The following is a 14,836-nucleotide window of genomic DNA, read 5'->3' on the forward strand; positions in this document are numbered from 1 at the left end:
AAAATCCCTCCCATCCCAATATGGTACAGGGGCAAATGTCTCACCCCATTTCTACATGGTATGCAAAGAAGCCCATAATTGGAGATAGTCCACACTAAATAATTCACTATTCACCCCTTTCAAAAACCTTCCTAAAAGTAACCATTATTTCTAAATCCCGTGCATGAAAAGATGGATCTAGTATGACAATAAGAAAACCATATTTATGTAATATCACCGAATACTACTTGCAGGAGGTCGCGATGCGCAACATTTGGCACATTTATAAAACAGATTGGCTTCACATTTTAAAGGTGCCCACAGGGATCTTTCTGATTTTAGCCGTTACGATTCTTCCAAGTATTTATGATTGGGTAAATATAAAATCGGTCTGGGACCCCTATCGCAACACTCAAGGGATTAAAATCGCGGTCACCTCAGAGGATAAAGGTGCGTCTGTCATTGGTAAGCACATTAATATCGGCGAAGAGCTTGTGGGTAGCCTGATGAAAAACCATAAGCTTGGTTGGTCATTTACTAATCGAGAGGAAGCCACAAGAGGTGTAGAAAAGGGAGATTATTACGCGAGCCTCCTTATCCCCGCAGACTTTTCTTCCAAAATCATAAGTATCGTGGATGGCAAAATCCAAAAACCAGAGGTCATCTACACCGTTAACGAAAAAATTAATGCGATTGCGCCAAAAATAACGGGTTCTGGTGTCTCTTCTCTGACTACGCAAATTAACGAAAATTTCACTAAAACCGTTAGCGAAACTGTATTAGCTAAATTGAAAGAAGCTGGCGTAGAGCTAAATGAACAGCTTCCTACTTTGCGGAAAATGGAGCAAGGTCTCTTTACCTTGGAAAAAAATCTGCCTCAGATTACTTTGGTTGGGCAAAAGATTATTGAAGTGGACAAAGCAATGCCAGACATTATGCAAAAAGCTAATAAAATTGTAGCGCTGAGAAAAAAGCTACCTGAAATCAATCAAGCGGCACAATACGTACTCAAAATACAACAGCATTTCCCACAAATTGAATCTGCTGCCGCGGATATAGTAGCAATTCAACAGCAAATTCCGATCATTCAGCGAGCCGTTGGTTATGTAAAGGACGTGGATCAGAACTTCGGGAAAGTGACAGATGCCATTCAAATTGCATTAGAACAGTCCGATAAGGCACTTAACATCGTAAACTTGGCAGAGCAAAACCTTGGTACGATGAGTCAAATTACGCAACAAGGCACAGCAATGACAAGCGATGCAGAACAATTTCTAACCTCCACGGATGAGTTATGGAGCTCTATTGCACCCGTTATGAAAATGAACCTAAACCTTGCTCAACAAATTTTAGATACTACAGGAGATATGCTTGCTCGCTTACAGGGCACAGATCCAAGCAAAAGACCAACACAACAGCAATTAAGCCAATTAACGACTTCATTACAAAGGGGTGTGAGTATAGTTGACCATGTCGGTGAATTATTGGGTAGGATAAACGACTTCCTCCCTTCTCACCCCTTACAAGATCAGCTTGCTAATTTAAGCAGCCAATCTCGTAGCCTAAACCTGTTAGCACAAGGAATAGGTTCCCTAAGCAAAAATGCTGATAACCTCTCTTCTAATTCGGATTTAGTGGCTAATCAAATCACACAACTAAACAATCTGCTCATGAAAACGAATAACAACATGCTGAACACTTTAGATGCATTCGATACGACAATTGCACCTGCTTTTGCTGAGGGCAGAAATCAGTTAAAGTCCCTGTTAGCCACATCCTCCTCTACGCTAGAAGATAACCAAGGTGCTGTGCCCAATATTGCACAAATTATAGCTAACGCTAAAGAAGGCATTCTCTTAAATCAAGATAATCTGAATCGATTGCAACAGGATTTGCCCCGGCTTCAAACCAAGGTACATGAAGTCGCACAAAACTTAGAGGATAAAGGGAACGCCTTCATTTACATGCTTAATCTCGTAGGATCAGTGTTTCAGAACGACCTTACTGTGATGAAAACAAAGCTAGATGAAGCTGCAGCTTTTGTTCAAAATGATCTACCCAACGTCAATCAGCAGATTATTAAAGCCGCAGATTTCGTGGAACACCATCTGTCTGATGTCCAGACAGGCGTCAAGCGTGTTGCTGATCTCGTTCGGAGCGACTTGCCTCAGCTTGAACGTGCCATTGTGAAGGCAGCAAATAAACTACGAGAAGTGGAGAAGGATAACCATTTTGGGGAGTTAGCCAAGCTACTGCGTGGAGATATTGAAGCAGAAAGTGCTTTTTTGTCTAGTCCTGTTCACATTAAGCAAAATGAGCTCTATCCGATTCCGAACTATGGCTCTGCGATGTCGCCTTTTTATGGCGTATTGTCGCTATGGGTTGGATCAACTCTGCTCATCTCACTATTACGTGCAGAAGCAGAAAATCCAGGTGGAGCCTTTCGTGGACACGAATTATTTCTCGGACGTCTTGCCACCTTTCTCACGATTGGCATGCTTCAAGCACTTTGTCTCACACTCGGAGACTTTTGGATTTTAGGAACCTTTGTAGCAAATAAAATATGGTTTGTTCTTTTTGCTCTGCTTGTGAGCATCGTCTTTGTAACGATCACCTATACCCTGCTGTCTGTTTTTGGCAATATCGGCAAAGGCATTGCGATCATCTTCATGGTGTTGCAGTTTTCAAGCTCAGGCGGCACATTCCCAGTGAGTATGACCTCACACTTTTTCCAAGCACTTAACCCATTTATGCCCTTCACCTATGCCATTAGCTTACTTCGTGAAGCCGTAGGGGGAATTTTGTGGGAGACCGCACTTAAAGATATATTTTGGCTGCTGGTGTTTATTGCGATTAGTTTGATTATTGCATTAGCCTTGAAGCGTCCGCTTAGTGCCTTGACGAAACGCTCTGCGGAAAATGCGAGGAAGACGAAGATTATTGCTTGAGGATTGGACAAGAGATTTATAGATACCAAACATAAAGAAATACCCGTACCTCCTTGGATAAGGAAGTATGGGTATTAGTTTGTTAAAGAAGCTTATTTTTAACATTCTCACTTTTAATCAAAGCACTCACTCTATTACTCTAAACCGTCTTGTCTTGGAAAACTTCAACCATCATTTTTGCGCCTGTCTTAAATCCTTGAACAAATACGGAAGTAGCTTGTGCTGAATGTAACTCCCCAATCGTGTCTAACATTTCTTGAAGCACTTTGAAATCATCTGGTTTCAAGTTTGATTGAAAATAATTCATGTATGTAGACATATGCTGGCTATGCGTATGATATGCTTCGCCTTCGGGGCGATACATATCCAGTGGTTGTAGGTTGCCTGTGTATAGGTTTTCTATAAAGGTGGGCATGGGGTGTCTCCTTTGGTTTTGGAAACAGTATAGCATCTGACTTCATGATAAATTAAATTATAGCGAAACTTTCGCTATATTTCAGTCCTTATACAAGAGAATGTGATGTCAAAGCATCATTAATAGTAGAACTATACTTAGATAATGTGAAGGATATTACTTATTCATAAAGGTTACTAAAGTAATGGTATTTCTATTTCCTTCATTTGTTACCTAAAATCCCTCACCAATAAGTTAGATATCTATCAGAAGTTTCTATGATAGTCCCACCTTTTGATACGGCGCTGACTTACAATACTTTCTTAATCACGAATGTAACCAATGAGGTGTGATTCTTCGTTATTAAAAATAAGTGTATGCTCCTCAAAATTAGTAGATAGAATACTATCCTTCCAAACACGGATTACATTCTGGTCAAAGATGTACTGAATAGACCTCATAATACGTGAGGGTTCATACATACTTGTGTCCAGCACTATTTCCGGAACAGTGGCTAGCGTGATGTTTGAATTTTTTGACTGAGAGGCTAATATTGGTGTTTGTCCATTTGAATATGCTAATTTGTATTGCTCCAATAATGGAGAACCTGTTGAGTTTTTTGGGCGAACAGGAGATGTTTTCAACATAGTTTCCATATCTTTGAATATTATTTTATTAGTCATATCCTCTGCAAAATACGGTACAATTTTCCCATCATAGGGGTTCAGGTAAATATGGTTGTAAAAGTCTATATCAACAATGCAGCCATGGATCAAACCACTCCCCCCGAATACCTGTAATTCGTTAGAAATGATTTGTAGAATTGAACGATAAGGAGCAAAGCTGGCTTTAACTTGCTCATAGTAAAATGTCATATTGTTGTAATAATAGTTAATATCATGCTCAAGAATACGAATGTGACCACCGGCTAACAAATAAAGACGTTGATCCTGCAGTACAAACATATACATCCCTGCACGTTTCAAAACAAAGATGTTGCCTTTTTGCTTAAAACCTTTCATATTTATTCCATGACCTTGATTGAAATCAGCATATTCTTGTCGAGTTATCGAATAAACCCCATCGACCCAATCTTCAAATGGGTCATAACGCCCTCTAACAGTAAATCCTTTGAGCTGCCATCGCTTTCGGATATAACCAATTTGATTATCCGAAAGAACCGTTGTTCCGTCATCAAGACGAACCAAAGAGTTCTGATGGGTGTGTCCACTAACATAAATCCAATTTGGATTATATTTATCATTAGACCAGTCTTGCATTGGCGTGTGTGTCAGTATAATTACATGTTGTGAATCGGCGCAAGCTAATACTTTATTGTATACTTCTCGAAAACGTTTTGAACGTTCAATATCCTCTTCTATCGAAACAGTAGAACGATAAAGCCCCATCGATGCATTATAACATGGATTTAGTCCTGAGAAGGCAATACCAGCTAGAATGATAAGTGAGGATTCTTTGCACAGTTCCGCTAGTTCCTCTGCATCTGCTTCTATCAAGGTCTTTTCATCTATTCTCACAGTTTGTTGTCTTTTATAAACAATTAATAGCTCATTTTCCAACATAACTGTGTTATTACTGTCTTGAATTGTCTGACGGTAATCGTCAATTATTTCGTCGATAGCACGATTTTCTTTGGTTCCTATGGGATTATCATCCCACAACTCATGGTTTCCCAGTATGGAAATAATTTGACCGTGCCATAAATCACGAAGAGATTCATAAAAAATACGCTCAAGTTTTACACTGTCCGCCACATCCCCCGCAATCAGAAGGATGCCTTGATCATTACTGGGTACAGAAGACACGAGCTGAGACACTTTTCTACGAACACTATTCTTCACCTTATCTACTTCTTTTCCATATAGTTTCAATTGATGTTCCAAATGAATATCTGACACATAATAAATAGTCTTAAGTAACGTGTTTTCTTCTAGAGCCGAATGATGAACAATAACTTTGTTGTTATCCATAACGGAAATTGATTTTTCATTAGGAAGTTTAGGTGTACTGAGCTTAACAGGAACTTCGCTGACGATAATGGATGAACTATCATTCACTCCTATGGATGCTTCATACTCAACATGTATTTCATTTGGAAACCAAGAAATTAAGACATTTGGATCTCTTTTGATTGCGTCCAGACACCGAGCTTTAGTACGTTTTTCGTTAGGAACATATTTTAGCGCAAGAGGAGAATCGGATAATGCTGCATCAATGATGGCCTCACTCTGTTTATACTCTAGTGGAACATACTTTAGATAAAGCCCATTTAAATTGACCATATTTATACATAATTCTTCCGATACATACTTCAAGGGCACGCATAGCAGACTTGCGGGGAACATCTTAACAGAAATGTTAACAAGTTTTTGTGACAAAAATTTTCGCGGAATATGTCCCACAGGCCAATCAGAAGCATCTCTTTCTATAACGATATCGCCAAAAAGATACTTATATCCTTTTGTAATCGAATTGATGATGGCACTATGTGCCATTTCATTAGTTATGAAATTCTCTGGCACATGTAAAATGGCTAGCCCGTTTGAATTGACCGCAGTTTCACAAAGTCTACGTCCATTTTCACCCTTTAACAAGCCAATGGGAACATACTGTAATGCACACTGTGATGCATTAACACTTAAATCGTTACGAACAGCACTTTCACATACCTCATAATCTTTGACTTCGTCAGGGAAATCTTTCAGCATAAAACTACAGCTACTTACAGCGGCTATATACATAGATTGATCGCACCATTCTTTTGGCACATATTGAATGTCACTACCGTTCTTTTTGAGTGCAAGCAAACATAATTCCGGAGTTAAAATTTTTTTTGAAATATTTTTCAAAATTGGTTTACTATCATTTTCAATAGCCCTGCGAACCATTTCTGGTGTTTGCATTCGTTTGCCGATACGAGATAGTATACTAGTGCTTGGATTTTTTTCAAATGCAGCAAATGGATCTTCATTTTGTTTAATTCCAAGTCCCTCTTTAAGACGATTTCTATCAATATTATTCACCTCTATCTATCCTTTCACGTAACGTTTACTTCATTTACTTGTTTAAAAAGTCTTTAAAAATATACCACTTCCCTAATTGATGGTAATGGAAAAATTGTTCTTTATATACGGTTTCTCTCCATTTCATATAACGATATATTCACGAAGTTTCATCAATCTACAGAATACCAATAAATAAACGAACTACCGAGAATCAGTTTATACCTATTTTCTATTTTCTATGCTCTATTATATAATGAAATGTTGAATAGAACTGATCGTAAGGAGGCTTATCCGAGGCTGAAATAATTAAAAAGAGCTAATTCTATTATTGGTTAAATTAGCACTTTAGCATTAAATTAGCTATGTTTTAAAGGTATAACCTACGTCTTCCTAAAGTTTTAAATACTTCCACGTTCTAATTCTTCAGATATTAGAAATTTTTTCCTCCTCAATTCTATTATCAATCATTTTCAAAATACTTTTATTTCTGTCGATGGCATAAACCTTACCTTCTTCTTGAACAACATTGGAGCTGGAAAAGTGTAATGTCCAAAACCACACCCAAAGTCGATCATATAGGCTCCTTTAGTTATCCCAATAGTTTTCATGATTTGAATACAATCATTGTCTTCCAATGTTTAATTTTTTCATGGACATCCATTGCTCATCCACCATTCTTCTTTATATTTTTGTACATGTCATTTTCTATTGTTCATAAGCTAGGCTTTTCTTAATAGTTAGTATAATGTAATTTACATAATATAACATATGGCATTTGTACATTGGGGGAAGAAGATAATTCAAACATGAAAGCTCTTGATATACCATTAATAATGAGGAAAACACCGACAATTCTTAATACAATTCTTGAGGTTTTATCATCCTTTCTAAAAATCACCTCGCCAAGCATACCTGTAACCACAAAAAATCGTAATGCAAGTTAGAGCAAATAAATAAGCAGCAAATAAGATGATAATGGCAAACAAATTATCAGCTAGACTAATTTTAAGCAAATACTTTCCTGCTAATAAAATGACAACTACGTGCACCGCAGCAAACAAATAGGTCGCAGTCATCTTAGCCAATACGTATTTTTTATAGTCAACAGGAGCGCTTAATAATCTTGTTAGCGTATTATTTTCTCATTCATCAATAAATGTTCGCAAGCCTTGCACAACCGCAAATCAAAGGAACATGACTAAGAAACCAATTAACCTAGAAGTAGATTGATCACGGTGATTTTGTACCTGTGTTAAAGACTGAGCATCAATTTTGATTATTTATTCCTTTAAATGCACTAGTTGTAATAGTGGAACGTTCTCCTCCCCCAGTCCAGCAGCCATCAGATGGGAGTCATTTAGTACTTTCTGGATTGTACTTACTTCACCTGTGATGATTTCTTCCAAAATTGTTCCTTCTCCATTTCAACATTTTGCACAAAGTGTATAGGGAGAGATGGAACTAATGAACCTAATGAATCTGATGAACTAGAATATCCTGCTAACAAATATGTAAAAAGATCAAAACACTATAAGCCAAATCAAACCTCTTGAAGTCTATTATTAGTACTCTCCATTGTATTCAATATAACTGGTTTGTTTACAGCGTGTAATATGATATGGGGTATAAGTATTCTTTGAATTTGGACTTAAAATTTCAATAAAACTAATTGTTGCATCTATAAGGTCATCTGATGAGAAAACATCTTCATCTAGGAATCCACTTAAGAGTGCTGCATCTCCTTTATATTTCAAACAAAGATAGCCATACCCAGGGTCAACTATAACTAAATTTATTATGTCATCTTCTTCTTGTTCTTTTGATTTATCGAAAAATCTAACTATTATGTCCTTATCTTTGTAGTAAATCTCGGTGTCACAGGAAAAATTTTTATAGCTAAACTTCATTGCACTACTTCCCCCTCTTTTGGATTTTTATTTGCTTTAAAATTAATTTTCCAGCCTTTCACATAATGTAATATTCACGAAGTTCATAAATATAAGAAATACACTTAATTGAACGAACACATCGTATCTAAATAGCCTTTTGAAACATATTTATATTATACTATGATATGGAAAAATATGACGATCGCTAATTCCATAATTTCAATCAAAAAAAATCCTGCCAAAACATCAGCAAACACTTTGAATAATTGATTTACTGGATCATCCCATCAATGATAGATACGTGCGGGTCAATATCTAGCTATGCCCAATAGATAAAAGAGTAGACTTATTATTGGATTTGGCGAATTCAAAAGCCTCTTCAGATATGGGAACTAAGTTACCTAGTTATTAATATATTGCAGCAGGCTCAATCTTTTGAAAGTTCCCCATTTGTAATATAAGTCAAGCTTTGTTTCAGCCAATTATTAAAAAAAGCCCAAGCCTGGCACTTGAGCTTCTTATGTATCTGCTGTTGGTATCGTCTTCGCTTCAAATCCTTAAGCTGTATCGCTTAAAATCCCAACACTTATGTACACCAAAAAGACATGCAAGGAATGAATACTCAGTTCCAGCATATCAGTTATAAAATACAAGAATATATAAGCCTAGATCGATTTCTGTTCCCTCTTTACTTCCCTAATGCTTCATTCGTAATACGCTTGATGTCGATCGAAGATATCGTTTCCTCATTGACCATATCAGTTAAAATTTCATTTAAGAAATAATCAACACAATGAAGTTTAATATTTTTAATTTTCACCAGTGCATCGTGGTACATTTTAACGAATTCCTTCTCCGTATTCCCTCGCTGTAACTCAGCAAATGCTTCATAAACTTGGTCTAGCTTATCAGCCACCTCCAGAATTAATCCTTCGGTCGAATCGTCTTTACCTTCACGCAATTGATTACGGAAAATACTTTTGAATTCCTCTGGGATATGCTCCTCTATAAAATTGTGAACCATCCCTTCCTCAACCTGTTGAATCAGCTTGCGCAGCTCGATTGAAGAATGCTTAACAGGCGTCTTAATATCACCGATAAAAATCTCTCCATAATCATGGCTACTCGTGATCTCATAAAGTTTTTTCCAATCGACGTTCACACCATACCGTTCTTCAATATCTGCCAATGTTTTGGCATACTGCACCACCTTCCAGGAATGCGCCGCAACGCTATGCTCCTCAAATTTAAATTTCCCTGGACAGCGATAAATTCGCTCTAATTCGTTCAGCGATCTAAAGTAAGTATGAATCCCCATCTTATCACTATCCTTTTAATTTTGTTAACTTACTTTTAATTATAAAACGTCTTTGTTAAATATAGATAAAACCTATAATTTTCCTGAATATAAAAACGGTTTAGTTATTTTACATATAGTAGGCCTTCATACTACAAATCCATTTTCTGAAATCTTCTTTTTCCAAAGAAGTTAAATAGAATTACGCAAGGCACAGTCAACAAAACAAACGTGAATGAAGCTAAAGCAAGGCTCTTTGCAAGATGACATTTCTTATGTAAAAATGAAGACGCACAGGCTAAATGTAATAACGATAAACTTGATCTGTTTTGTTTTCATCCTCTCTCCTTCTTATTCTGCCTGCAATAACGAATATCCCATACCAAGCCCAAAATAAACAAAAGTGGCACTAGCACAATGGGAATCATTATTGTAAATACCATTAACCATAGCACAGTCCCACCTGAACGAATCAGGCACAAAAAAATCCCAAAATACAGATTAATTATAATTAATGGATAAAAGATACTTCTAAGAAAAGTTATCTTTCTTTCAGCGAGTATAATATAGATCAAATAAAGAAGCATAACTGGGAAACTCAGCAGACCATATATAAACCCCTCGTTATCATCAGGAGTAAGATTTCCATTTAGAAAACCATGGGATCTTGCATAAGGAACCAAAAACAAAATAAAATATAGCAAAATTAACATAGACACACCTAGTGGTATTAAGTTCACTTTATGATTTCGCATTAATACTCTAATCTGTTTCACGTTATCTCTCATTTCTATGTAAAATTCCGCTTCTACCAATACTTGGTACAATTATATTCCTTCTTAAAAAAGCCAGCGTCATTTAAATCTCACGCTAGCCCTTTTTCTACGATATAGTATAGTATTTTATTTAATTTGCACTCAAACTCAAGGCGCAAAAACCTCCGGATTATCACTCCTCCACGCCCCAATACAACCAACTAAACATGCCGTATAGCATCTCATTATTCTATTATTGTCTATATCCTCATATTCAATTGCGATATTAATACCCGACTTACGCCATGCCAAAATCTGCCCAGAAAATCCTGGCCACTCACATTCTTCATCTAATGCTGGTGTGCCATAAGCTTTAATTGCGTCGTCAGGTGTGGATTCCATAGTTATTCCATTAGGTAGATTACCTGAAAATGGAGACTTTATTCTATCATCTGCTCCAGGCGCCATAAAATGAATCGCACCAATGACCCATCCATCTTCATTCGTATAACTTAGACCTGTCAGGTCGTTAATTTTAGGCACACGATATACATCGATACGTATGGATGATTTCACAGACCAAATGATATCATCGTTGAAGTAACTATCTGGTTTTGGCATACGCTTAACCCCAAATGGCTTTAGCAAGTCTTGGACGGTCATAGAATCATATCTTTGACCAAGCATTTCAATGAGCTGTTCGGCTGGTTCTTTTATGTTATTACTGTTATTCAGGTTCGAGTCGACACCGAGGTTCATCCAGTTCATTCCCTTCATTCAAATTATAAAAAGAACCACTTTATTAAAACAACTCCAACAGTCCACTAAAACTATTAATTTCATAGTCAAAATCACTAACTTCTCCAAATCCATAACTGGCAAATACGAAGGGTACTCCAGCAAACTTTGCAGCCTTCTGATCTCCCTCAGTATCTCCCACGTAAACTGGGTTAGTTAAGTTATTTCTTGCTATGACTAGTTTAATGTTTTCTCCCTTGGACAGCCCTGTTCTTCCTGGATTCTCAAAGTCTACAAAATATCTCTGTAATTTGTGAAAATTATAAAACGATTCCATATATGCCGATTGACAATTACTTACGATGAGTAGCTTGTATTTTTTTGATAAAATTTCAAGTGTCTCCTCCAGCTTTTCGTACAACCTTCCACCTTGTTCAGTAAGATACTGACTCTCAATTTCACAACATTCTTTTAATATTTTTTGCTGCATATCCTCTTTTAAATGAGGGAAAAATCTCATCCCAATCTCTTTAATTTGAAGACCCATTACGCCTTTGAAATCTTCCTTTGTTAATGTTTTATTAATTTCTTTATATTTTTTAAGCACATCATTCCACGCTTTTACTACTACATCTCTCGAATCCCATAACGTTCCATCCAAATCAAAAATAATGCTATCCATATAGTCCTCCAACTTTCAGTTAATCTTTCTTAATGATTATAATAACATCAATTTCTTTTACATTAATTGCTTCTATAGTAATGATGCTATAACTTCCTGTTATACTAACGAAATCCCTAAGTAAGTATTTTGTTTAATTATGCTTTGCTCCATTTCTTCTAAGTACCTAAGCTGTGGTTCGCTCAACTGATTTTTTTGCAAGAACTGGTTGTGATAAATAAACGAATATAGATGTCTATAGTTTATAAAGAAATCTACATGTTGAAGTATTTGGGTCACAGAATTCTCCATTGAGTATCCGTCCATAAATGATTTGAAAAATTGAGACGCAAAATGATCACGTTTACCTCGATCTTTAACGGATTGCGATGCATGATAGATAGCAACAGCAATATCATACGCAAACCAATTAAATTCACTGTCTCCAAAATCGATAAACGTAATCTCACCTTTATTACACAGAAAATTATGATGAGTCATGTCACCGTGTATAATCCCATATACTTCTTCGGAATGGCTCATTGATTCAATATTTTTTAAATAGTTCTCCCATTTCTCTTTAATTCTAGAATCTATTGAATTCAGATTCATCTGGAAAATCTGGTGTTCATTCCATTCTGGCCGTTTCTTCTTACCTTTGTACATCTTAGAACAGGAATGCATTTTCCCCATCCCTTTTCCCCATTGATTAAATAACTTCTCGTTCCATTCTTCACTACTAGGATCAATGTGAATTCCCACAACTTTTTGATAGGCAACAAAAAATAAAGTATCAGTCAAGTGATTAATATAAGAATTTTTATTTACTGCTATAGGAATCGTTACATTCACATTATTTTCATTAAGAAATTGAGTCCATTCGATTTCAGACAAAATGAGTTCCTCAGTATCAAACTCTCGATTGTAAACTTTAACAATGATTGGTACTTCTGAGGGAATTTCGTAAACGTTATTGTAATATCCGCCCAGTAAATGAATATTTGCTTTGTGGTAACCTAATAAAGAAAGAATTTGATTAATCTCAGACTTTTCAATTTCCACTGAGTCTCCTCCTTTATTCGTTCCATATGATTTCAACTACGATGCTCTCATCACAACCTCAGTAAATTCAAAGATGTCTACTTCTTAATTACCTTTACTATATTGAGATATTCAGATTCATATTGTTTTGATGCTTCTTTGGCTAAAACGTTTGTGACTGTATTCATTCCTAAAATTCATATGTATTATGAAGATAACAATCATTCCTGTGATATCCAAACTGTCTTAGGCTATTGCTGCTTAACTTTATTTCTCTATAATACCGAACATCTGATATCAATCCGAATATGAAGAAAAGAGGTACTAATACAATAGGAATAAGTATTGTAAATACCATTAACCACAGCGCTGCCCCACCTGCACAAATCAGGCATAAGAAAATTCCCGAATATAAGATAATTTTGAGAAATATTACCTTTCTTTTAGGGAGTATAATATATATCAAATATATTAGCATAAATTCCGCTTAAATCACCAAATCTCCTCATAGCAAATTGATCAGAACTATCTAAGACAAGACCCATCCTCAGATAGCCTTATCTTAGTATCTTAGGTTGGGTCTTGTGTTTTTTAAATACTTATATATGCAATATTCACCTAATTAACAGAGGGCTAATGCTCCATTGCACAGATTGTTCATATACGTAATTAACTGTCCGTCATAGTTAATTTTCATTACTTTTACGTCTCACTCTCATTAAGGGATCTTGGCGAAGATGAATTACAAAGTCTTGATTTGATGTATGGTACACTATATTCCCTGGTTTAGCCTCAAAAAACTCTTTATTAGCATTTTCTGCTGATATAGTACGAATTGGTGCAACTTCATCTATTATTTTTTTGTTATCTTCCTCATGATAATTAAGAATGGAAACCAGAACAAATTGATCAGGGAACAGTTCTCTTACTTCTTGCCATTTCATTTATTCTACCCCCTTTAAATTCTTCCTAAATCTTCTTTCTTAATTTTATCATAGTTTTAGTAGAACGTTCTCACTGTTTTTACTTATTATCTAATTACTGGAAACAATATTTATTATTCACATTCTGTTCTCGTCTCTTCTGGTGTTGAGTCCGTGGTTATTTAAGCTGCTTCTCTACACTCTCAGGTACACTTAATTCCACTTCACTTTGTTTTTTCCATTTTAGTAACCAGTTAAGCTGATTATCTATAAACTTTTCATCTACACAATCAAGTCCATAAATCTCAATGATGGTAGCTTGGAGTTGATAATGTAAAATAGAAACTAAATGATTAAATGCAAACCATTCACTTTTAGAAAGGGTATGATGCTGTAAATAACCAAATAAAAACCTATCGAAAATCTTCCTAGTTTCTTTGAATCCGTTTTCGTCATAATTAAAATAGTCTGTACAATTACATACCATCATGATGTCATACATTGGAAAGGCTCTGCACGAAGTATCAAAATCTAAAAGATACAGATCCCCTTCTGACGTTTGATGAAGGTTGCCACGATTCAGATCACCATGACAATAACCATAGGGAAGATCCTTTACTTTCTCCCATAAAAAATCCCCATACTCTATATAGGTTTTCAATTTTTCATTAGGATAATTTTTTCTCCTTAATATCTCTATATATCTATCTATAAAGTAAGGTTTGTTGCGAGTGACTAATTCTCCAGTGTAATTCTGCATCGTACGATGAAATTTCCCTATTAAGCAACCAATCTTTTCTGCATCATTATTTATATCTGGTTCATGACCTTCAACATATTCATATAAAATGTAAAGATGTTTACCATGCTCATACTCCATACTAATATACGGTTTATCGTCTTTAGTAAAAATGATTTTGGGTACTGGAATCTCATTTTGGTATAGATACAATTGAATATCTACAGACTGCAATGCGGTATCCAAAAATTCAGGACGTATTATTTTTAGAAAGAAACGTTGCCCATTTGAATACACAATATAGGATAAACTACCTCCATCACGGGTAAACACGATGTTATCAAATTTAGTTAAATGGTTGTTGTTTAATTCACTAAGTATCTCCTCATCATTAATCATAACGCCCTCCCCTTCTTGTACAATATAATAACCTAAATAATTCCATA

The 14,836-nt window shown here is 35.8% G+C and carries 12 protein-coding genes; 1 reads left to right on the plus strand and 11 read right to left on the minus strand.

Annotated elements, in window-relative coordinates:
• Nucleotides 1-242 precede the first annotated feature (242 nt).
• A complete protein-coding gene (locus J2Z32_RS11890) occupies nt 243-2,927 on the plus strand; it encodes a YhgE/Pip domain-containing protein (RefSeq protein WP_210089384.1) in 2,685 nt (894 codons plus the stop codon).
• Nucleotides 2,928-3,066: 139 nt separating this feature from the next.
• Here the strand turns inward: J2Z32_RS11890 and J2Z32_RS11895 are convergent, their stop codons facing one another.
• The 11 genes from J2Z32_RS11895 to J2Z32_RS11940 form a co-directional block, all read right to left on the minus strand.
• Nucleotides 3,067-3,342 (minus strand): DUF6809 family protein, encoded by a 276-nt coding sequence (locus J2Z32_RS11895; RefSeq protein ID WP_210089385.1) that lies wholly within the window; start codon nt 3,340-3,342, stop codon nt 3,067-3,069.
• 302 nt (nt 3,343-3,644) lie between these two features.
• Nucleotides 3,645-6,365, minus strand: coding sequence for a DUF4116 domain-containing protein (locus J2Z32_RS11900; protein ID WP_210089386.1), 2,721 nt, complete (start codon nt 6,363-6,365; stop codon nt 3,645-3,647).
• Nucleotides 6,366-7,234: 869 nt separating this feature from the next.
• The gene (locus tag J2Z32_RS11905) at nt 7,235-7,432 is read right to left on the minus strand and encodes a hypothetical protein (RefSeq protein WP_210089387.1); all 198 of its coding nucleotides are present in this window, start codon (nt 7,430-7,432) and stop codon (nt 7,235-7,237) included.
• Between the two features lie 195 nt (nt 7,433-7,627).
• Nucleotides 7,628-7,753 (minus strand): hypothetical protein, encoded by a 126-nt coding sequence (locus tag J2Z32_RS22555; protein ID WP_280921138.1) that lies wholly within the window; start codon nt 7,751-7,753, stop codon nt 7,628-7,630.
• 156 nt (nt 7,754-7,909) lie between these two features.
• On the minus strand, nt 7,910-8,254 hold the full coding sequence (locus J2Z32_RS11910) for a hypothetical protein (RefSeq protein WP_210089388.1): 345 nt from the start codon (nt 8,252-8,254) through the stop codon (nt 7,910-7,912).
• Nucleotides 8,255-8,924: 670 nt separating this feature from the next.
• Nucleotides 8,925-9,554: a YfbR-like 5'-deoxynucleotidase gene (locus J2Z32_RS11915; protein WP_210089389.1), complete on the minus strand. Its 630-nt coding sequence runs from the start codon at nt 9,552-9,554 to the stop codon at nt 8,925-8,927.
• A gap of 902 nt (nt 9,555-10,456) precedes the next feature.
• Entirely contained in the window at nt 10,457-11,065 is a 609-nt protein-coding gene (locus tag J2Z32_RS11920; protein WP_245251407.1) for a hypothetical protein, read from the minus strand.
• Between the two features lie 25 nt (nt 11,066-11,090).
• Entirely contained in the window at nt 11,091-11,708 is a 618-nt protein-coding gene (locus J2Z32_RS11925; protein WP_210089390.1) for an HAD family hydrolase, read from the minus strand.
• Between the two features lie 99 nt (nt 11,709-11,807).
• Nucleotides 11,808-12,749 (minus strand): phosphotransferase enzyme family protein, encoded by a 942-nt coding sequence (locus J2Z32_RS11930; RefSeq protein ID WP_210089391.1) that lies wholly within the window; start codon nt 12,747-12,749, stop codon nt 11,808-11,810.
• A gap of 665 nt (nt 12,750-13,414) precedes the next feature.
• On the minus strand, nt 13,415-13,672 hold the full coding sequence (locus tag J2Z32_RS11935) for a hypothetical protein (protein WP_210089392.1): 258 nt from the start codon (nt 13,670-13,672) through the stop codon (nt 13,415-13,417).
• 157 nt (nt 13,673-13,829) lie between these two features.
• A complete protein-coding gene (locus tag J2Z32_RS11940; protein ID WP_210089393.1) occupies nt 13,830-14,789 on the minus strand; it encodes a phosphotransferase enzyme family protein in 960 nt (319 codons plus the stop codon).
• Nucleotides 14,790-14,836: the final 47 nt, after the last annotated feature.

It is taken from the genome of Paenibacillus turicensis (assembly GCF_017873435.1).
Taxonomy (GTDB): domain Bacteria; phylum Bacillota; class Bacilli; order Paenibacillales; family Paenibacillaceae; genus Fontibacillus; species Fontibacillus turicensis.

Excerpts from the sequence above, each read along its gene's own strand:
- J2Z32_RS11890 (WP_210089384.1), top strand. The coding sequence starts at position 243 with ATGCGCAACATTTGGCACATTTATAAAACAGATTGGCTTCACATTTTA.
- J2Z32_RS11895 (WP_210089385.1), bottom strand. The coding sequence starts at position 3,342 with ATGCCCACCTTTATAGAAAACCTATACACAGGCAACCTACAACCACTG.
- J2Z32_RS11910 (WP_210089388.1), bottom strand. The coding sequence starts at position 8,254 with ATGAAGTTTAGCTATAAAAATTTTTCCTGTGACACCGAGATTTACTAC.
- J2Z32_RS11915 (WP_210089389.1), bottom strand. The coding sequence starts at position 9,554 with ATGGGGATTCATACTTACTTTAGATCGCTGAACGAATTAGAGCGAATT.
- J2Z32_RS11920 (WP_245251407.1), bottom strand. The coding sequence starts at position 11,065 with ATGAAGGGAATGAACTGGATGAACCTCGGTGTCGACTCGAACCTGAAT.
- J2Z32_RS11925 (WP_210089390.1), bottom strand. The coding sequence starts at position 11,708 with ATGGATAGCATTATTTTTGATTTGGATGGAACGTTATGGGATTCGAGA.
- J2Z32_RS11935 (WP_210089392.1), bottom strand. The coding sequence starts at position 13,672 with ATGAAATGGCAAGAAGTAAGAGAACTGTTCCCTGATCAATTTGTTCTG.
- J2Z32_RS11940 (WP_210089393.1), bottom strand. The coding sequence starts at position 14,789 with ATGATTAATGATGAGGAGATACTTAGTGAATTAAACAACAACCATTTA.